Source organism: Mucisphaera sp. (assembly GCF_965279675.1).
Taxonomy (GTDB): domain Bacteria; phylum Planctomycetota; class Phycisphaerae; order Phycisphaerales; family Phycisphaeraceae; genus Mucisphaera.
Genome location: NZ_CBDIIJ010000002.1, coordinates 1122030 through 1143592 on the forward strand (window position 1 = coordinate 1122030; position 21563 = coordinate 1143592).

Annotated in this window: 12 protein-coding genes; 7 read left to right on the forward strand and 5 right to left on the reverse strand. The window is 61.2% G+C overall.

Features of this window, described 5'->3' with window-relative positions; genetic code table 11:
* Positions 1 to 9: 9 nt before the first annotated feature.
* The 5 genes from ACQZAB_RS04975 to ACQZAB_RS04995 all read left to right on the forward strand — a co-directional run bounded on the left by ACQZAB_RS04975 (position 10) and on the right by ACQZAB_RS04995 (position 6959).
* Entirely contained in the window at positions 10 to 1395 is a 1386-nt protein-coding gene (locus ACQZAB_RS04975; RefSeq protein ID WP_428387627.1) for a dockerin type I domain-containing protein, read from the forward strand.
* Between the two features lie 99 nt (positions 1396 to 1494).
* Positions 1495 to 2787 (forward strand): hypothetical protein, encoded by a 1293-nt coding sequence (locus ACQZAB_RS04980; protein WP_428387629.1) that lies wholly within the window; start codon positions 1495 to 1497, stop codon positions 2785 to 2787.
* Positions 2788 to 3037: 250 nt separating this feature from the next.
* The gene (locus ACQZAB_RS04985) at positions 3038 to 4108 is read left to right on the forward strand and encodes a M20/M25/M40 family metallo-hydrolase (RefSeq protein ID WP_428387631.1); all 1071 of its coding nucleotides are present in this window, start codon (positions 3038 to 3040) and stop codon (positions 4106 to 4108) included.
* Positions 4105 to 5343, forward strand: coding sequence for a cyanophycinase (locus ACQZAB_RS04990; protein ID WP_428387633.1), 1239 nt, complete (start codon positions 4105 to 4107; stop codon positions 5341 to 5343). The genes ACQZAB_RS04985 and ACQZAB_RS04990 overlap by 4 nt, the downstream gene beginning before the upstream one ends.
* Positions 5340 to 6959, forward strand: a complete 1620-nt coding sequence (locus tag ACQZAB_RS04995; RefSeq protein ID WP_428387636.1) for a YfcC family protein — start codon at positions 5340 to 5342, stop codon at positions 6957 to 6959. Before ACQZAB_RS04990 ends, ACQZAB_RS04995 begins: the two co-directional genes overlap by 4 nt.
* 48 nt (positions 6960 to 7007) lie before the next feature.
* Here ACQZAB_RS04995 and gcvP read toward each other — a convergent pair whose 3' ends face one another.
* Positions 7008 to 9899, reverse strand: coding sequence for an aminomethyl-transferring glycine dehydrogenase (gene gcvP / locus ACQZAB_RS05000; RefSeq protein WP_428387638.1), 2892 nt, complete (start codon positions 9897 to 9899; stop codon positions 7008 to 7010).
* Positions 9900 to 10012: 113 nt separating this feature from the next.
* On the opposite strand from gcvP, the gene polX reads away from it, so the two are divergent.
* On the forward strand, positions 10013 to 11824 hold the full coding sequence (polX, locus tag ACQZAB_RS05005; protein WP_428387640.1) for a DNA polymerase/3'-5' exonuclease PolX: 1812 nt from the start codon (positions 10013 to 10015) through the stop codon (positions 11822 to 11824).
* A 49-nt stretch (positions 11825 to 11873) separates the two neighbouring features.
* On the opposite strand, the gene ACQZAB_RS05010 is transcribed toward polX, so the two are convergent.
* On the reverse strand, positions 11874 to 13067 hold the full coding sequence (locus ACQZAB_RS05010) for a 6-phosphofructokinase (RefSeq protein WP_428387641.1): 1194 nt from the start codon (positions 13065 to 13067) through the stop codon (positions 11874 to 11876).
* Between the two features lie 164 nt (positions 13068 to 13231).
* On the opposite strand from ACQZAB_RS05010, the gene ACQZAB_RS05015 reads away from it, so the two are divergent.
* Positions 13232 to 14539 (forward strand): ATP-dependent 6-phosphofructokinase, encoded by a 1308-nt coding sequence (locus tag ACQZAB_RS05015; protein WP_428387643.1) that lies wholly within the window; start codon positions 13232 to 13234, stop codon positions 14537 to 14539.
* A gap of 110 nt (positions 14540 to 14649) precedes the next feature.
* Here ACQZAB_RS05015 and ACQZAB_RS05020 read toward each other — a convergent pair whose 3' ends face one another.
* The 3 genes from ACQZAB_RS05020 to ACQZAB_RS05030 all read right to left on the reverse strand — a co-directional run bounded on the left by ACQZAB_RS05020 (position 14650) and on the right by ACQZAB_RS05030 (position 21402).
* Positions 14650 to 15885, reverse strand: a complete 1236-nt coding sequence (locus ACQZAB_RS05020) for a PEP-CTERM sorting domain-containing protein (RefSeq protein WP_428387645.1) — start codon at positions 15883 to 15885, stop codon at positions 14650 to 14652.
* A gap of 228 nt (positions 15886 to 16113) precedes the next feature.
* On the reverse strand, positions 16114 to 19533 hold the full coding sequence (locus ACQZAB_RS05025) for a hypothetical protein (protein WP_428387647.1): 3420 nt from the start codon (positions 19531 to 19533) through the stop codon (positions 16114 to 16116).
* Between the two features lie 222 nt (positions 19534 to 19755).
* On the reverse strand, positions 19756 to 21402 hold the full coding sequence (locus ACQZAB_RS05030) for a SulP family inorganic anion transporter (protein ID WP_428387649.1): 1647 nt from the start codon (positions 21400 to 21402) through the stop codon (positions 19756 to 19758).
* Positions 21403 to 21563 lie beyond the last annotated feature (161 nt).

Consider the following 21563-nt stretch of genomic DNA (forward strand, 5'->3'; position numbering starts at 1 on the left):
CTCTAGAACATGTCACGAGTCCGTCAGATCGCGACCTTCACGACCGCATTCCTCGCAGCCGTTGTCTCAACCCCGACAGCCGAGGCACTCGATTACTACCGAGTCGGCAACCAGGCCGATGCCACCGCCATCACACAACCCGGCCTGCTGCTCGCTGGCGGCGGTAGCGATGTGGATTCCGCCATGAGCTGGTTCCTGGATCGCGTCAATGGCGGGGATGTTGTCGTCATCCGGGCCTCAGGCAGCGATGGCTACAACCGCTACCTCTACGAACAGCTGCCTGGCACCTCACCAGACTCTGTTGAAACCCTCGTCTTTAGAAGTCGCTCCGACGCCAGCAATCCGTTTGCACTCAACCGTCTGCAGAACGCCGAGGGCATCTTCATCGCCGGTGGAGATCAGTCTGATTACGACGCCTACTGGCGCAACACCGTCATCGAGGACATCCTCAACCAGAAGGCGCTCGAAGGCATCCCCATCGGCGGCACAAGTGCCGGCCTCGCTATCCTCGGTTCAACCTCCTATGTCGCCCGAACGCAGTCGGTCACTTCCCAGCAGGCACTTGCCGACCCCTACCACCCCCGGGCCACACTCGAACACGATTTTCTCACCATCCCCTTGCTTAACAAAACGGTCACCGACTCCCACTACACCGAGCGAAACCGTGAAGGCCGACTCAATGCCTTCATGGCCCGCATCCTCGCCGACACCGATAGCACCGAGGCCCGGGCCATCGGCGTCGATGAAGGTGCCGCCATCACGATCGACCGCCGAGGCGACACCCGTTACCACGGTCCCGTAGGCCGCTCCGCTACGCTCCTCCGCACATTCCATCGCGATATCGACTTGCCTGCTGGCCAGCCGCTCGATCTCGAGCCCATCCTTTCCTACGAGCTCACCACAGGCGGCAGCTTCGACCTCACTAGCTGGACAGCCAACGCCGTCACCGCATCCACCGCAACATGGTTCGCCTACGACAACGGCAATCGTATCGAGCTAGGCGATCTCTTCGATATCAATAACGACAGCACCATCGACGCTGCCGATATCGATGCACTGACATCAACCCCGGCAGACCTCAACCGCGATGGCGTGAGCAATCCGGCCGACCGCACCTACCTCATCGAACGCGTCCTCGGTACCACCCTTGGCGACGCCAACCTCGACGGCACCGTCAACCTCACCGACCTATCCAGCCTGGCTTCACACTTCAGCCAGCCTTCTGTCGGCTGGTCCCAGGCCGATTTCGACGGCAGCGGAACCGTCGATCTCATCGACCTCTCGCTGCTGGCCAGCTCATTCGGCTTCGACCGAGACGCCAACCCTGCTCCTGAGCCCCAAACCGCCTTCTTGCTGCTCTTGCTGTTCGCACTGAAGCCCAAGATAGCCCAGTGAACAGCGATCTTTTCATCCAGCCGGGACCTGATAGAATAGCATCGTGTTGCGGTAGCCTGCCCGCACAGACACCCTTCTAAAACACGGAGAAATCCCACGATGAGCCTCCATCGCCACGCCTTGATCGCTATTGCACTCGGCACCTGCACCCTGCCAGCAGCAGCAGACGTCACCTACACCTTCGATGATGTCACCATCACCTCCACCCAGAATCTGGTCTTCTCCAACACCTTCGTCATCGACACCACGGTGGGCGAGACCTTCGAGGCCATCCGCCTGACCTTCGACTGGACCTCCATTGGTGACGATCCCGAAGTCAACAACGACGGCGCCTTCTCGAGAGACCTTGGCGCTACCGTGATCTCCGACAACAACTTCGTCGAATTCGGTGCCACCAGCCGGATCCCGGGCACCTTCTCGGACGACCTGCCCATCGACGACCTCGAAACCACCCAGAACTTCAGCGTGGTCGAAGGCTCGGGCAGCGGCTACAGCATCGCCTTCCAGATGTTCGACGACAGCCTGTTTGGCTCCACGAGCGTCGTTGTCAGCGACATCCGCCTCACGCTCCTGAACAACGCCATCGATGTCCCGACACTGGCCGAACTCGCTGAGCCGCTTTTCCTACCCATCAACTCGACCCTCAGCGGCGACACCAGCATCGGCAGCACCGATGACGTCGATGGCCGATTCGGCCCCGGCCCCAGCACCACCTACAACGGTCCCGATGATGTCTGGCCACTCAACTGGCCAGGCGGCGACCTGCAGCTCTCGCTCGACTTCGACGACACCATCGGCGATCTCGATCTCTTCCTCTTCGACAGCACCGATACCCTGGTCCGTCGCTCGGCCAACGTCGGTGGGCCCGAGTCCCTCATCGAGCCGGAACTGACCGCCGGCCTCTACTACGTCGTCGTCGACGGCTGGCAGGGAGACAGCGCCCCCTACGAGCTCACCGCCTCCGTCTTCGTCGAGATCGATGGCGACTACGACCTCGACGGCGCACTTGATCTGGGCGACCTCGACCTGCTCTTCGCAGAGTTGCTGCTGGATCCCATCGACCAGGACATCGCCACCTTCGACGCCAACGGCGACACCGTCCTCGACAGCGCCGACATCAGCTTCTGGGTGAGCTCACTCTTTGGCTCCGCGGACGGCGACAGCAATCTCGACGGCACAGTCGACCTCATCGATCTTTCCAACCTGGCCAGCAACTTCGGCGCAGTAGGCCAACCGCTCTACGACGCCGGCAACTTCAATGGTGACGACGCCGTCGATCTCATCGACCTGTCACTGCTCGCCACCAATTTCGGCTTCACCAACACCATCCCCGAGCCCGCCTCAGCCCTGTTGGCATTAGGCGGTCTGCTCACACTCCGCCGCCGTGGCTAAGCCACAATTCAATCACTCCCAGCATCGTGCACAACGCCGGCCTCAGGGCCGGCGTTTTTTGTTGCCACGGATGCAGCCCCATTCCCTTTATCATGCCCATCCTGTGAGCCCCCGAAGCACACCAACCCGATCCAGGCCATCACCCAGCGACCTCTCGCTGCTCAAGCGTCTGCTGTCTCTGCCCACCAGTTCCTTCCATGAACAGAACATCGCCGTCTTAGCCGCAAGAACCGCAAAGAAAGCAGGTTGGGTGACCACCGCTGATGCTTTTGGCAACCTGCTGTTGAAACCCACAGCACGCATCCGGCCCAGGCTCATCTTCACAGCGCACATGGATCACCCCGCCTTCTGGGCGCTGCGAACCATCGGCCCCAATCGACTCCTCGCTCAGTGGATGGGGCGCATCCCCACCAAAGCCATGCCCGGACAGGCCGTCCGCTTCTGGACCGCCGGCCGAAAGCTCAAAGAATCTCAACTTCCAACTCCTTGGCTCGATAGCGACCCACCCCTACGACTCTCGGGCAAACCCGTCGATGGTCGTGTCCGCCGTGTTCTGGACAGCAACGAGTTAGGCGATCCCGGACTCGTCGAGATCGACATCAAACAACCCGTTCAACCCGGATCGATCGGCATGTGGAAACTCAGCGACCCGGCCATCCGTCGCAACCAGATCCACGCACGCGCTATCGATGATGTGGCCGCCGTAGCCGCACTCCTGAGCACAATGAGGAACCTGAGCAAAGCGGGACTGTCACCGCCCATCGCCATCCTGCTGACACGCGCCGAAGAAGGGGGGTTCTTCGGCGCCATCGATCACGTCAAACAGATCAGGAATGCAAGCCAAGCGCCCACCTATATCACGCTCGAAATGTCGATGGCTCGCCCTGAAGTCCTCGTGGGTTCAGGCGTCGTGATCCGGCTCGGCGATCGCCAGACAACCTACGACCCCCCCACCGCTAACTGGCTGTCAAAGACCGCGAGCGAGTTGGCAGACACCGACCCCCGCTTCACGTATCAACGCCAGCTCATGCCCGGCGGAACCTGCGAGTCGACCGTGTTCCAGGCTGCCCTCGGTCGAGCCGGTGCCCTCTGCCTCCCCCTCGGCAACTACCACAACCTGACACCCTCAGGCTCAATCGGCCACGAATACATCAGCCTGGCCGACTACCGGGACCTCATTACACTTTGCACCCACCTCGCCACGCAACCACGAGGCAGCAAAGACACCAGCCTCGAAACGTTCCACAAACGCTGGCGCTCCTTCGCCGATCGCCACCAACACCTCTACCACCACCCCGACGCCCCCGCGAGCTTGCCATGAAGCAATCACTCCTCACAGCATTGGCCATCCTCATCGGCATCTGCCTGGCCAACCCCCTCAAAGCACAAGCGCCCACCAACGGCCACCTGCTTATCATCGGCGGCGCTCTCGACTACGAAGACCCGAAGATCTACCACCACTTCCTTGATTTAGCTCGACAGAACACGAAACAGCGACCGGTACGTATCGCCGTGATTCCCACCGCATCCGGCAACCCCGAACGGTCCGGGCGACTCACGGCCGAAGACATCCTCAAGCACGCGGCCACACACCCCTCGTATGAGCACTTAAAGATTGACGATCATCTTCGCGTCTCAATCCTGGAGATCACGACAGCCAACCCGGAAGCCGCACACGACCCCGATATCGTTGCTCAGATCGATGCTTCCGATGCCCTCTGGTTCACAGGCGGCGACCAGTCCCGCATCACCGCCGTCTTCCGACCCGAAGCTGGCGACACGCCTGCCTTCCGCGCCGTACGTCGGCTGCTCGAGCGCGGAGGCGTCGTCGCCGGCACCTCCGCCGGCGCCGCCATGATGCCCGAGCGCATGATCCGCTGGGGCAACTCCGAAGAGGCCCTGCTGATCGGCCGCTCCGACGTCATCGAAGACCGAGGCGTCGGCGTCGGTCAGGGCATGGGCCTGATGGATGATGTCATGATCGATCAGCATTTCTTGGAACGTCAAAGAATGGGCCGCCTGATCGTCGGAATGCATACCGAAGGGATCTGGCTCGGGCTGGGTATCAACGAGAATCGAGCGCTGGCTGTTGACCTCCACGAGGGAACCGGCAAAGCCATCGGCCATCACGCCGTATTTGTTGTCGACAACCGATATCGCAGCAACGACCCCAGAGAACGGCTGATGACAGATGGCTACCGGATGTCCCTGCTGAGTGATGGCGATGAGATCGAACTCGCCACAGGTTTGATCCACACGCATCGCGAGAATGCAGAGTTTGAATCAACAACCTTATTTGGTGAAGCCATGGGTGCACCCGATAATGTGGTCGTCATTCCTGTCTGGGATCGATTCCATCGATCGACCACCGACGCGGTTTTTTATGCCCGCGTCCATATCAGCCGCGACTTCTTTCCCGAACCCGATGTTCGTCAGGCAGCTAAGCGACTCCGGGCCGAGATCGATGAGCAGCTCGCAAATCTCCAGTTAACCGAATCTCCACCACCAATAGCCTGGGACCCTTGGAACGAGACCCTTCAGGACACCCCCGAATGAATCAGCCAGCCCCCAAAGCCTGGGCCATGCCGCCCGCCCTGGTCATCCTGAGTTTCGTCCTCCTCTTCGCCGCGGTCGCCTCACTCGTGGTGCCTCGCGGCAGCTTCGAGCGCGAAGACCGCTTCTTCCCCACGCTCCATCGTGTCACCATCACCACACCTGACCCCACCCCAACCGTCCTCGCCTTCACCAACGGTCTCGATCCCGAAGACACCTGGACCGCACTCGACCCCGAAAGTCGACTGCCCATCGATGACCTCACCGCTTATGTCGATCGCGACGTCCTGCTCGCTGGCTCCGATGGCTGGAACCGCACGGTGGTTCTGCCCGGCACGTACCAGTCACTAGCGGACGAAAGCCAGGCCAGCCTCAACGACATCCCCGCCGTGCTTGGCCGCGTGCTGCTAGCACCCATCCTCGGCCTGCAGGACAAAGCCTCCATCATCGGCTTCGTGCTGCTCATCGGCGGAGCCTTCGGCGTCATGCTTGGCACAGGTGCCATCGACCGCGGGCTCCGCGACGCCGTCCTCGGCCTCGAACGCGCCCGCCTCCGGCTGCTCGTCATCCCTATCAGCTTCGCCCTCTTTGCACTCGGCGGGTCGGTCTTCGGCATGGGTGAATCAACGATCGCCTTCGTCCTCGTCACCATCCCGCTCGCCATCCGCCTGGGCTACGACACGGTGACAGGCGTTGCGATGTGCTACTTCGCCTCGCAGATCGGCTTTGCCGCCGCGTTCATGAACCCCTTCACGCTCGGCATCGGCCAGTCCATCGCCGAACTGCCTTACCTATCCGGCTTCAACCTCCGAGTTATCCTCTGGGGCCTCTTCACCACCCTCGGTATCGCATTTGTGCTCTGGCACGCCGAACGCGTCCGTCGTGACCCGACGCGCTCGCCAACCCTACAGCTGGATATCGAGCGCCGCCAGCACGCCGAAGCCGTCACCACCAGCCACGACCCACTCACGACACGCGACATCCTCGTGCTGATCGTGACCGTCGGCTCGATGTTCCTCGCCGCATGGGGCGTCTCCAGTTGGGGCTGGTACATCAACGAGATGGCCGCCATGTTCGTCGGCGCCGGTCTGCTAGCCGGCCTCGTGGCTGGCCTCGGACCCACCGCCATCGCCAACCGATTTGTGTCAGGTGCTTCCCTGATGATCGAGGCCTGCCTGATCATCGCCGTATCAGCAGGCGTCGTCATCGTGCTCTCTCAAGGCCAGGTGCTCGACACCCTCCTCCACGCCCTCGCCAACCCGCTCGACGCCCTTCCAGGCTGGCTGGCCCCAACTGTCATCATGCTCGTCCAGGCCTGCATCAACTTCTTCGTGCCTTCAGGTTCGGGCCAGGCCGCCATGACCATGCCCATCGTCGCCCCGCTCTGCGACCTCGTCTCGATCGATCGCCAGATCGGCGTGCTTGCCTTCCAGTTTGGTGACGGCCTCGGCAACACCCTCATCCCCACCTCAGCGGTGCTGATGGGCGTCCTCGGCGCAGCCCGCGTCGACTGGGCCACCTGGGTCCGGTGGGTCTTCCCCTTCGTACTCTTTCTGCACCTGATTGCCGCCGTCGTCCTAATCGCCGTCACACTCGGACCAGCAGCCTGGCTGCAGTAAGCAGCATACTGCTTACCCTTGGCCCGGAACAGCATCGATCAAAACGAATCAGGCAAGCTCTTCCACCGACGGGCACGTGCACGCCGGATTCCTGTCACCATAAGCGTTATCCGTCCGAGAGATCGGAGGCCAGAACTTGCGTGCACGTACCCAGTCAAGCGGATAGGCCGCCTGCTCCCGAGAATAAGCACGATTCCAGGCATCCGACATCAGGTCTTCCGCCGGATGCGGGGCCCGCTTGAGCGGGTTGTCGTCACGCGGCCACTCCCCTGCAGCAACCCGGTCGATCTCACGACGAATCTGAATCATCGCATCGCAGAAACGATCCATCTCCTCGAGGTCTTCCGACTCCGTCGGCTCGATCATCAGCGTCCCCGCCACCGGCCAGGACATCGTTGGCGCGTGAAACCCGAAGTCCATCAACCGCTTCGCGATGTCCTCCACGGTCAGACCCGCAGCAGCTTCAAACGGACGACAATCGACGATGAACTCGTGTGCCACTCTGCCGGTCTTGCCCGTAAACAGCACCGGGTAGTACTCTGCAAGCCGCGTGGCCATGTAATTCGAACTCAGTATCGCCGTCGCCGTCGCACGCCTGACCCCCGCCAGCCCCATCATCCGCAGGTACATCCAGGAGATCACCAGAATCGACGCAGACCCATAGTTGGCCGCGGACACAGCACCTACATGGTTACCCTGAGCCTCCAGAGGATCACCCGGCAGATAAGGGCGCAGATGAGCAGCTACCGCAATAGGCCCGACGCCAGGACCACCCCCGCCATGCGGAATGCAGAAGGTCTTGTGCAGATTCAGGTGACAGACATCCGCCCCGTAATCACCCGGCCGGCACAACCCCACCTGAGCGTTCAGATTCGCCCCATCCATATATACCTGCCCGCCATGCTCGTGGACGATCGCGCAAGCCTCCGCCACACCCGGCTCAAACACGCCATGCGTGGATGGGTACGTCACCATCATGGCCGCCAGCCGATCCGAATGAGCCTCAGCCTTCGACCGCAGATCGTCGAGGTCGACATCGCCATGCTTGTTGCAACTCACCGGAACCACTCGCAGCCCGGCGATCACCGCTGAGGCCGGATTCGTCCCATGAGCCGATGTCGGAATGAGCACCACGTCACGCTCAGACTGACCATTGGCGGCGTGATAAGCCTTGATTGCCAGCAACCCCGCATACTCGCCCTGCGACCCCGCGTTCGGCTGGAGCGATGCCCCATCAAATCCCGTCAGCTCCGCCAGCCAGTGCTCCAGCTGACCGATCATCGACTGGTAGCCCCGCGTATGCCGCTTGGGTGCATACGGGTGCAGGCCATTCCAGGTGTCCCACCCAATCGGTGCCAACTCCGCCGCCGCGTTCAGCTTCATCGTGCAACTGCCAAGCGGAATCATCGACTGTGCCAGCGTCAAGTCCTTACGCTCCAGACCGTCGATATAGCGCAACAACCGTGACTCACTCCGATACGCATGAAACACTTCATGCTCCATCAGCCCACCCGTTCGCTTGAGCGAGTTAGGCAAGTCGCCCGCCTCGTCAACCAACGCATCATTGACACCCAACGCACGCAGCACACCCAGCAGGTTCTCGTCTCGCGTTGTCTCATCAACACTGATGCCAACACGCCGTTCATCAATCCGTCGAAGCAGTAGGCCCTCTGCCTCAGCCGCTGCAAGTACAGCATCGCTTTCGGAAACGGTCACCACGATGCTGTCGAAGACCGGCCCCTCAGACACTTCGAGTCCCGCCGCCTGGAGCGTTTGCCGAAGCCGCTCGGCAGACGATCGCACACGCTCCGCAATCTCCCGTAGCCCCTCCGGCCCGTGATACAACCCGTGCATCGATGCCACCACCGCCAGCAGCACCTGCGCCGTGCAGATGTTTGAGGTCGCCTTGTCCCGACGGATATGCTGCTCACGCGTCTGAAGCGTCAACCGCAGGGCACGACGACCCGCCGCGTCCTTTGAGACACCCACGATCCGACCCGGGACCTTCCGCAGATGAGCCTGCTTGGTCGCGAAGTACGCCGCATGCGGGCCACCATAACCCAGTGGCACACCAAATCGCTGAGCCGAACCGATCGCGATGTCCGCGCCTTCCCCGCCCCATGCACTCGGCGGCTGCAGCAGCAACAGTGATAACGGATCACACGCGGCCACAACCAGGCAGCCCGCCTCGCGCGCCTGCTCACACAATCCATCAAAACTGTCGATCCGACCAAATGTATCCGGCCGCTGAACGAGCACGCCCGCCACCGCTTCAAGGTCAGCTTCGGCCAGCGAATGAGGATCGACCACACGAAGCTCAACGCCCATCGACCCACAGCGTGTCCCCAAAACCACAAGCGTCTGAGGATGACACCGATCCGAAGCCAGAAACACACGCCGCTGCCCCTTGGCCACCGACACGCAAAGACTCATCGCCTCAGCAGCCGCCGTTGCTTCATCCAGCAACGAGGCGTTCGCCACAGGCAAACCCGTCAACTCCGCGATCATCGTCTGAAAGTTCAGGAGAGCCTCAAGACGCCCCTGGCTGATCTCTGACTGGTACGGCGTATAAGCCGTATACCACCGCGGGTTCTCAAGAATGTGCCGCTGAATCGCCGGCATCGTTACAACCCCGTGATACCCCTGGCCAATCATCGGCTTGAGCACCACGTTCTGGTCGGCCAGGGCCCGCAACTCAGCCAACGCCTGAGGCTCATCCACCGCATCAGGCAAGTCAGGAACACCCGAAGACCGAACCCCAGCGGGCACCACCTCATCCATCAACTGGTCGAGGGTCGACAGGCCCAGCACCGAGAGCATCCGCCGCTCGGCATCGGGAGAAACCCCCACGTGCCGGCGCTCGAAACCACTCGCGGGCTGCCCACCCAGCGGGGTCATCTCTAACACCGTCTCACTGCCAGCCCGTTCGCCATGTTTCATCATCATCGTCATAGAAGGTCTGCATCCTGCCTTGACCATAGGGAAGAAAAGGATGGAATTCAGCAAACGGCCGGCTACACGCACCCCGCCAGCACGCGTAAGCTCAGAGCATCATGCCCAAGACCAATGCCGAACTGGCCGCAATCCTACAGGAGATGGCTCACCTGCAAGAAATCCTGGGTGCCAACCGCTTCAAGGTGATCGCTCTCCAAAAAGCCGCCCGCACCGCCGAGGACCACCCCACACCACTGGCCTCTCTCCCCACCGCCGAACTCCTGGACATCGACGGCATCGGCAAAGGCGTCGCCGGCCGAATCACCGAATGGGCAGAAACTGGCGATATCCAGGAACGCAAAGACCTCCTCGCCAAAATCCCCACCGGGCTCCCGGCCCTGCTCTCCGTCTCCGGCCTTGGCCCGAAGACAGTCCAGCTGCTCTGGAAAGAGGCCGACATCACCTCGATCGAAGACCTCAAACAGGCCCTCGAAGACGACCAGAAATCGGCAGAAGTCGCCGCGATCAAAGGCCTTGGCGAAAAGAAACTTCAGGCCATCCGCAAAAATCTCGCGTTCCTCGATTGCTCAGCCGGCCGCGTCCGGCTGGGAACGGCCATGACACTCGCCAAAGCAGTGCTAGAGGCAGTTAAAGGCTTCGAGCACGTCGACGAAGCCGTCTACGCCGGCAGCCTGCGCCGGGGTAAAGAGACCATCGGCGACATCGACATCCTCGTCCGTACCGATGCCGATGAGCCCAAACGCAAGAAGATGGCCAAGGCGTTCAACAGGCTGGACCTCGTGACCGAGATCCTCGCCGAGGGCGCGACCAAGGCCTCCGCCCGTATGCAGAGCCACCCTGACGGCCCAGAGATACAGGTCGATCTCCGCATGGTTCCCAGCACCAGCTTCGGCGCCGCCCTCATGTACTTCACCGGATCCAAGGAGCACAATGTCCGCCTGCGCGCCCGCGCCCAAGACCGCGGACTCTCGCTCAACGAATACGGCCTCTGGAAAGGCAAAGCCCCTCAGCAGGGCCAAGGCGACACCAAACAACTCGTCACCGGTGCCGCCGAAGAAGACGTCTTTGCCGCCCTCGATCTGGCCTACGTCCCTCCCGAACGCAGAGAAGACCGAGGCGAGATCGACCAGGCCCAGAAGGCCTTTGAGAGCAAAAACCGAAAGCTCCCCAAGCTGATCGAGCAAGCCGATATCCTCGCCGACCTGCACACACACACCACAGCCAGCGACGGCAGTCTGTCGATCGATGAGATGGCCGAAGCCGCCATCGCACGGGGGCTCAAGATCCTGGCCATCACCGATCATTCAAAGAGCCAGGTCCAGGCCCGTGGACTCTCTGAAGAACGAATCCGCGAGCACATCCAGGCCGTCCGCGAGGCCAACAGCCGCTTCGGCAGGAAAATCACCCTGCTCGCCGGCAGCGAAGTCGACATCCTCGCCGATGGCAGCCTTGACTACCCTGACGATCTGCTCGCCGAGCTCGATATCGTCGTGGCCTCACCCCACGCCGCACTCTCGCAAGACCCAGACACAGCCACGGCCCGGCTGATTGCCGCCATCGAACACCCCCACGTCCACATCATCGGCCACCCGACCGGCAGGCTCATCAACCGCAGAGAGGGCCTGAGTCCCGATATCACAGCTATCATCGACGCCGCAGAAGCTCATGGCGTCGCCCTCGAAATCAACGCCAATCACTACCGGCTCGACCTCCGCGACACCCACGCCACCCTCGCGATCGAAGCCGGCGTGCCCCTCGCCATCAACACCGACGCCCACAGCCAGCAGGATTTCAATCAGCTCCAGTACGGCATCCTTACCGCCCGCCGCGCCGGCGCCACCGCCAATGACGTGCTCAACGCCTGGAAGCCCAGGAAGGTTCTTGACTGGCTGGGATCACACAAAAAATAGCCCCGGGCCGAGACCCGGGGCCAAATCACATCAACAAAAGAGTCGCTGGCTATAGCAGCGTCTCGACTTTCGGCAGCTCACCAACAATCGGCCCCAGGTAATCCTTAAACGAAGCATCGATGTCACAGCCATCCACGATGTACTTGGGATCCAGTGTCTTGGTCTTCGCCGCCACATCCGTCAGCTCGATCCGTTGATACTCGACGGTGTATGGGTTGTCCGAGGTCCGAACGATCGCGATCGATCCGTCAATGTCGCCACTCGTCGCCAACTCCGCCGCCTTCCTGCCGGAACCACGAGCCTCGCGCGCGTCCGCTTCCGAGACCACACCCGCAAAGCAGCGCTGCAGATACCCGAACGTGTCCGCACGCACCCGCTTCGCACCCAGCTTCTCCTTAATCAGGTTTGCGAGCAGATCCCCAAGCGCCCCCGTGCCCGACAACTGCACGTTCCCGTGCGCATCCTTCTCCACATCCTTCGCGAGCTTGGTCACCAACGGCTGCCCGTCCGAATCGTGAATGCCCTCCGACACCGCGATCAGACAACGCCCACGCTCCTTGAAGACGCGGTCGACATCCGCCAGAAACTTCTCCTCGCTGAAAGCAACCTCCGGGACATAAATCAGGTGCGGGCCATCTGCCGCAGATCGACGACCGAGCATGGAAGCCGCCGTGAGGAAACCCGCGTGCCGGCCCATGATGACGTTGATCTTGATCCCGGGCAACGCAGCATTATCAAGGTTGTCGCCCATGAAGGCCTGAGCCACAAACTTCGCCGCGGAACCAAAACCCGGCGTGTGGTCATTCTTCACCAGATCGTTATCGATGGTCTTTGGCACGTGGAAGCAGTGCATCTCATAGTCCTGTGCCTTTGCCATCTCATTCACAATCCGGCAGGTGTCCGAAGAATCGTTCCCGCCGATGTAGAAGAAGTAACGCACGTTCTGCTGCTTGAAAACCTCGAAGATCTTCTCGCAGTACGCCGCGTCAGGCTTGTCCCGTGATGACCCCAGACCCGCGGAAGGCGTCGCCGCCAAAGCATCAAGCTGCGCCTGACTCAGGTCCTGCAACTCGATGAAGTCGTTCTTGATAATCCCGCTCACCGCGTGCCGAGCCCCCAGGATCTTCTGCACGCCCGGCTTGCCCTTCAGGCCCTCAATCACACCAACCAGCGACTGGTTAATGACCGCGGTCGGGCCACCTGACTGACCAATCACAGCGTTGCCCTGTAAAGATGTCGTCATCTTTCACATCCTCGAATTAGGAGGTATTTAGTTTGATTTCGGCCGGTCTGGCCGAGACGGTGGGTGGCGAATTATAAAGGATTGAACGGTTTGTTTTTCAGACCACCTCCTTCAGCCGCCTTCAGCCATACCCAAGCGATATCGATAAGGACCCTCAGAAGATCATGCCCCTCCTTAACGCCCCCGATCTTAACGTCAGCACACTGGGACCAGCGACCCACCCATCTCCGCTGCCCGCCGCCCAGATGCTCCGATTGGCCGATGAATCCGGCCCCAACACCACCGACCGCCTGCTCTATCACGACACCCTCCGGGCCCTGCAAGCACTCCCCAAAGATCAGACACCACCTAGCTTCGAAGTCGCAGGGGCCTGGCCGGAGCTCTACTTCTACCCCGCCAGCACAAGAGCCGGAATCGTCACCTGTGGCGGTCTCTGCCCCGGACTAAACGACGTCATACGCGGGCTCGTCATGGTGCTCCACCACCGCTACCAGGTCACACAGATCGACGGCTATCGTTACGGCTACGAAGGGCTGAACCCCAGCTTCGGACACACCCCCCTCGAACTCACGCCCGACGTCGTCGAGAGCATCCACAAAGATGGCGGAACCATCCTGGGCTCGTCACGCGGACCCCAGGACATCGACACCATGCTCGATTACCTCGTCGAGCGCGAGATCAACATCCTCTTCACCATCGGCGGCGATGGCACCCAACGCGGAGCCCTCGCCCTGTCCCAGGCAGCACGACAACGAGGCCTCAGCATCGCCATCGTTGGCATCCCGAAAACGATCGATAACGACATCTCCTATGTCGAGCAATCCTTCGGATTCCAAACCGCCTTCACCCGCGCTTACGCCGCCATAGAAACCGCCCACAACGAAGCCCGCGCCGCCCGCCAAGGCATCGGGCTGGTCAAGCTCATGGGACGCCACTCGGGCTTCATCGCCGCCTACGCCTGTCTGGCCAGCAACGACGCCAACTACTGCCTGATCCCAGAAGTCAGCGTCCCGCTCGATGGTGACAACGGCCTGCTCCATCACCTCAAACAACGACTCGATCGCCGCGGCCACGCCGTCATCGTCGTGGCAGAGGGCTTCGGCCAGGAACACCTCCAACCCACAGGGACCGACCGCTCAGGCAACAAAAAACTCGCCGACATCGGCCCCTACCTGATCGACAGAATCAAGCAGACCATCCCCGATAGCGCCATCAAGTACGTCGACCCCAGCTATCTCATCCGCGGACTGCCCTCGACCCCGCACGACAGCGTGCTCTGCTTCCGCCTCGCCGCCTATGCCGTCCACGCAGCCATGGCAGGCCGCACCGAGATGATCGTCGGCAAGTGGCACGGCCGCTATCTCAACATCCCCATCCCAGCCGCCATCGCCAAACGACAACAAGTCAATCCCCAGGGCGAACTCTGGTTCAGCGTCCTCGAAGCCACCGGCCAACCCCGCTGGGGACTCTAAGCAGCGCATCGCTGGCAAAACAGCACAGATTCAACCGCTGCGTTGACACACCGGCATTCAAGACCACCTCCATCCACCATGACAACACCGAAGCCCACGAAGGAGCCCGCTCAGATAGCAGAGTCACGACGGCACGAAAGCAGCCGCCAAACACCCATAGCGATCCAAACGCCAGTCGAGGGCGTTGGCACCGGTTCGCCAAGCCTGGCGATCCACCCTTCCATCTGGCCGCTGGGATTCACGCCCGTCCCCGCAACCGTCAGGCCATCATCTGAAACACCCCTCGCCGGACCAAGGCGCCACCCGGCGAGATCGAGACCGAGGTCATCAACCAGATACTCATTGAGTAGCCGCATCCCCTCGCCCTCACGCCAGATAAACGCCTCAAACATCCCGCCACCAGCAGCCACCACCTCACCCACCACGACAGAACCATCCGCACTGACGCCATAGGCACGACTCAGCTCACTTCCACCCGCAAGATCACCCAGAGCCCGCATGCCCGTATCGCTTGTCCAGATGAAAGCAGCGTCCCGGTCGCGTCCAAACGGATCACGGCTGGCTGCTGAGCTGAAACCCACCACCGTGCCGCCATCAGCACTCACATCGAGAGCGATGCTGTTCTCATCCCCACCCGGCAGATCACCCAGACCCGACATGCCCCCATCGGCAGTAAAGACAAACGCCTCGTTCCTGCGCCCGCTCCCGTTCTGACGCGAGCTCTCGCTGTACCCCACGATCACCGAGCCATCATCACTCGCAGCATAAGCCCGGCTAAACGCGGTCCCCCCGGGCAAGTCTCCGAGACCAACCATGCCCGTCCCTTGCTGCCAGGCAAAACCCTCGACCCTATTCCCACCATTCAACCCAGTAGCTCCGCTGTACCCGACCACCGTTTGTCCGTCCCCGCTCACACCCTGAGCGAAACTCACCTCTTCCCCACCCGGCAAGTCACCCAGCCCGGACATCCCATCTTCAAACGTCCAGCGAAAAGCCTCGTGCTTCGGTTGCCCGTCGCCGGCCAGGGCACCGCTGTAACCAACCACCACAGAACCATCACCATTCACGCCCAGGGCAAAGCTGTCATTCCGCCCGCCCGGCAAATCGCCAAGGCCGATCATTCCCAAATCAGGACGCCAGAGAAACGCCTCGGTGCGCGCACCCGCAGGCCCCAGGCTCCCGCTGCTCCCAACCGCCACCCGCCCATCCCCACTCAACGCCTGTACCGAACTGAAGCTCGATCCTCCCGGCAGATCACCCAACCCCTGAAAACTCACCGCGTCGGCATCCCGCGTACCGACCCCGACCGACAGACAGACCAGCGCTAAAGCCACACTGCGATTCATCCAGCCATCCTCCAGACCCAAAAACCGCCCGCCATACCAAGCCTTCAGGATGGATAAGCATGCACCGGACCACCACCAAGGCAAGCCTCAACCCGCCAAAACGCGCACCTGACATACCCCATGACACAAGTAGCCATACCAGCAAGTGCAAACCTAACCGCTAACAGAACATCCAGGTTTCCCAGTCTGCCCAAGCCGCCTATACCATCCTCACGACTCGGCTATGCATCAGCCAACAACCACCAGCCGGGAGACCCGACCCTCGCGACGCATGATCGAAGCACTCAAATCGCGAGGCAGATCATGCCCCGAGATGGTTTGCACCCCGCCTTCAGGCTCATGCACTTCGATCACCGGATCCTTGCCGCCACGCCTGTAAACGACAGGCGTCTGACAGATCGTCAACGCCAGTTCATCAAGCTGCAGATCAAGACGCGCAAGTTCGCCTCGCAGGTCGTGGTAAACAAGCTGACCGGGCTCCCCAAGCCACTCAGTCTCATCGATCGCCTCGAACGCAAAACGATAGCATCCACCCTCAACCCGAATCCCTAACTCGTACCAACGCGTGATGACCTCCTCCTTCACCTGACCCGTCATGCCCGGCTGACGCGCTCCCGTTGCCCAGGCCGAGTGCGAATAAGCATCAAGCGGGAATGCGCCATACTCACTCGCCGTCTTATTGAAGCCCAACCCCGAACGGATGTCGCGATACAACGTACGCAACCGCTCCCCGCTTTCCGCAGAAACCGTACGGCCGCCCGACTCTTGGGCCGCCAGCAACAGCTTCGCAACCATGTGCCAGTAGATGCAGCCGTTCCCCTCGTAAGCAAACATGCTCCCCGATCTGCCCGTATAAGAACGATGCCGAAAAACCTCTTCGTGTAATCTGAACAACGCCAGCCTTGCCTCCCGGGAAAGCCCTTCGCAGCCATCCATCACCTTCTCTAAAGCCTTGCGATTGGTGATCGACCCTACAAACCGCATCGCGCCCCCGTCATCCCGCTGTATCACACGCCCATCGCCAGCCGCTTCGAGCTCGCGAAGAAGTGGATAGCGAGAAACCACGTCCTCAGGCACGCGACCCCGATCAAGAAAACCAGGCATCTCACGCCTCGGATACAGCATGAAGGTCTTCTGATCGTCCCTGTACAGGGACGATGCAAAGAGTGCCTCCAGCAACGCTATCGCCTCCTGGTCACCGAGCGCACCCGATGAAAGCACCGCCACCTGGCCCTCCAGCATGAGCGGCAGCCGCTGAATCTCAGCCGACCCCTCATCAAGATTGATCACGTTGTAGCTGTAGTAGAGTTGGTCTTCGCGACGATTGGCCGCAAGCCCTTCGCGACTGATCGCCCTGGCATCCCGCAACAACGCAACCAGACGCTCGCGATCGATCGAAACCGGATCCCCAGGGCCACTCGTATACACCTCGTTCCGGTAAGCCTCGAAGCAACGACCAAGCCGATCCATCGCCGCCTTCCGATCCACATCCGACATCCGCTCACCAGCCCGTGAAGCGATCTCCCCCAGCCCTTCAGCGAGACCCGTCAACCAGGCCAGCACCCGCTCCGAAACCACCAGGGCCTCAGACGGCACACGCTCGGCCAGTGCCTCGATAAAACCTGCGTAACGGTGCAGATAGGCAAGTGTCACTACCGAGATGCCGTAGCCCGCCAGCGCATTGTTCGCGTCATTCCACTCGGGACGCTGGGTGTTCATCCAGATCCCACCCTCAGGAACCAGGTTGGACAGCTTGCTCAGCAGCGGGACCAGAAGCTTCTCCAACAACCCCACGTGATGAACCTCACCTTTCGTGTCCAACAGCAAGCGCCCATCGGTCCCCAACCGTTCGACACGAACTGAAATCGCGCGGTCGAGTTCCGCGTCAAACAGGATCGTATCCCTCGGGTCTCGCACCAAATCGGCATAGGGCTTGATGCGATAAGGAACGTCCGCATAGGAGTAACACCGCCAACGCAGCATCTGCTCAAGCGCATCCGGATCGTGCTTGTCCAGTAATTCGAGCAGACGCAGCAGATAGATCAGCTGGTGGTCGCCCCAGTACCCGATGTTCGCCCAGGGATCCTCGGGGTTAGGCTTCTCCCAGTCGATGCCATCCCGCGTGATCCGATAGGGGTTGAACCCATCGACCGTGGACGCATTGACGAACTTGCTGATCATCTGAGGCAGAAACCCCGGATAACTCAGCGCCAGCGCTTCCCAGTTCTGGAAAATGTCCCGCCAGTTCCCCTGATGATTCAGAACCGGCTCCCCATGCTCATCCTGCACATGAATCGCGAAGTAGTTCCACGGCCGACTCGGGTCACCATGCCGGCGGCCAAAAGTCAGCGGCAGATACTCCAACAACAGGCGCTGCACATTCGGATCACCACCAGTCCGGACACGTTCAAGAAGCTCCAGAACGCTGACCTTCTCCCGACCCTCTACCAGAGCCTCGATCGCGGCCACGGCCGGTCGGTGCCTTGTCTCCGTAAAATCCAGCAGATCGGCCGCAGGCGCCGCGTAATGCTCAACCGGAACCCCCCCTCGCGCATTGTTGAAAAGCACATTGCTGACATGATGAGCGCTACTGACCGAATCGCCGGTCACCTGTGCCGCATCCGCGCTATCCACATTCCTGAGCAGAGCACCATGCGTGCGCTCGAGCGCACCCTCGATCGCAAGTACAGCCTCACCCTCGCGACCCAGCATCTGCTGCAAGGCAACAACCTGGCGCTGGCTGCGACGAGAATCCAGCACCACATGCCAGGTGCGTCGCTCACCCGGTTCAAGCCGGAAGCCGCTCTGAACCAGATACGCACTCCGCTGACCCTGAAGCAGGTGACACGCACCAATCGCCTCCCCATTCACAAAACGCTCAACGTCATGCACATCTAGCGTCAACGCCCGAAACGGCAAGCCCGTAGCCCAGGCCGTATTGGCATAGAGCGCCTCAGACGGCTCGGTCGAATCCACAATGCAGGAGGTCAGCGAGATCGTCGTCAACCCGGTATCCGGCAGAGCCTCGGCCTGCGTGTACGCATCAATCAGACAGGACGCCCGAGACAGTGTCGACAACTCGATATTCGCCGGCAACAATCCACGAAAACCATCCAACACCTCAACCTCCACCGACTCGGTCTGCGAGGTGTTCTCCAGCGTCACCGTCCGAATCAGACCCAGCTCAGCCGTCGGAGCCAGCTGCGCTCGGTAGAGCAGGCCATGCTCCCGATGATGCTCCTCGGCCATCAGCCGATCGCCCAGCACCGTCTTAGCCAGCGACCGAGACCGCTGCTCATCGGCAGCCCCCTCAAGCGGTCGCCAGACATCCGCTTCCCCACCTCTCGACACCCGAAGCACACTGACAGGTCCCGTATGCCCGTGCGCCTGATGGATCTCGTTGTCGGTGACATACGGAAAGAGGCAGTAGGCCGGCTCCACCCGCCCCGCAGTCAACGAACCCATCGAGGAGACAAAACACCACATGTCCCCCTCGGACAACAAACTCACCAGAAACGGCTCCATCCCTTCGAAGCCAGTGATCCGGTAAGCCGGATGCCCGGAAATCTCACACATCCCCTCGCCATCGGCGTGGCCACCCGCCGATGAAAATGCAGGCTGGGAACCGGTGGGTACAGCAGTGGTCATAGGTAACTCCGTAAGGTCGCAGATAACCGGATTCTCGCCGGGAAGGAAGAGGCACCCAGCCGTCAGCCGCAAGAACGCGCCGCCTGACCCTGGTGCTACATACGGATCACGCTCGAAGAGCCATGCCTCTACATGGTTCCAATTCTAAAGGATCGCACCCCTCAAACGAACCAGACCAGACCATGAAACAAGTAACACCCCCCTGACAGGGTCCTGAGAGCATCAACCCACGACCTCAGCCGCCCTCTTCAGAGCCTCGACACGCGACGCGTAGAACTGCAGATCAACCCCGCCCGTCTGCCCAAACCGTGAGAGGCGCTCCCGCGTCTGCCCCTCGTTGGCACAAATAAAGATGGGCACACCCGCAGCACGAGCCTCTCGGACGACGTTCTCCAAAGCCAGAGCCACCGTCGTGGAGAGCAACGGCACATCCAGAAGATCCAGCACCAGAACCCGAGCCTCCTTCAGCGCCTCGTGCTCACGGGAGATCGCCTTGGCCACACCAAAGATCATCGGGCCACTCAGGTGCAGCAACAGAATCTGCCCGCCGCCGCGCTCGAACCACACGCGCTCCTCAGGCGTTAAGGGCAGCTCCTCATCACTCGTCGTGATCGTCCGGATACCAGAGGCCTGCAACCGGGTCAGGCGATCGATCGTCAGGATGTTCGCAACAAACACCCCCACACCCACGGCAACAATCAGATCGACAAACACCGTCAGCGACATCACACCATACATGATGAGCGTCGCCGACCGAGACACATGATGAGCGCGCTTGAGGAAACTCCAGTCCAGAATGTCAAAACCCACCTTGAAAGCAATCGCCGCCAACACCGCCATCGGGATACTCTCCAGCAGCGGCGCAAGCACCAACACAATCAACAACAGAATCAAGGCACGGATAATCGCCGCCACCGGCGACTTCGCCCCAACCTGAATGTTCACCACCGTGCCCATTGTCGCACCGGCACCCGGAAGCCCGCCGAACAAACCCGAGGCCAGATTGGCAACCCCCTGCCCGATCAGCTCTCGATCCGAGTCATGCTGCTTCCGCGTCAGGCTGTCCGCGATCATCGCCGTGAGCAGCGTATCAATACAGCCAAGCACCCCGAGAATCATGCCCTCAAACAGAATCAGGCTCAGCTGCTCAGCCGTAAACACAGGCAGCTGAAATGCTGGCAGGCCCATGGGTATTTCCCCAATTCGCCTCAGGTCAGCCTCCGCAAAAAACGCCAGCCCCACAACCGTTCCCAGAAGCAACGCCAGCAGATGAGGCGGGCACCAACGCCTCCAGGACTGCGGCATCAGAAATAGCACCACCAGAGCAATCCCCGCAAGCAGCACCTCTTGAGGCATCACCCCGACCACCAGCTCCGGCAGCGACTGCAGCATCCCGATCGCCCCACCGCCAGGCGACGCCTGCCCGCTCATCGGTGCCAGCTGCATCAGGATCAGCAGCACACCAATGCCTGACATAAATCCCGATATCACGCTGTAAGGCATCAGCGTGATGTACCGACCAAGCTTGAAAAAGCCGAACAACACCTGCGTCAGGCCCGCCACCAGAACCACTGCGAAGGCCATCGACAAACCACGATCTGGATCCGCCGCATGAAGCGTCGTGATAACAGCCGTCATCACCACCGTCATAGGACCGGTCGGCTCCGAGATCAGCGTGCGTGTCCCGCCAAACAGCGCCGCAAACAAACCCACGCAAACCGCCCCGTACAAACCCGCCTGAGCCCCCGCGCCCGAAGCCACACCAAACGCCAGCGCGAGGGGCAACGAGATCACCGCCGTGGTCACGCCACCAAACAGATCACCCCGCCAGCTGAACTCTCGAAACCGCTCACTGGCAATCATGCGCATGAATACCCAGACACGCCTTCCACATCAGCAACGACCACGCCACTGACGACTGCCCCGATGCTACCTCCCAAAGGATGACAACACCATGACAAACCCCGCAGAACCAGGCAGGGGGGCACCTCGCGCACCTGTGGTCACTTCAGCTCCTGATCCCTATGCTT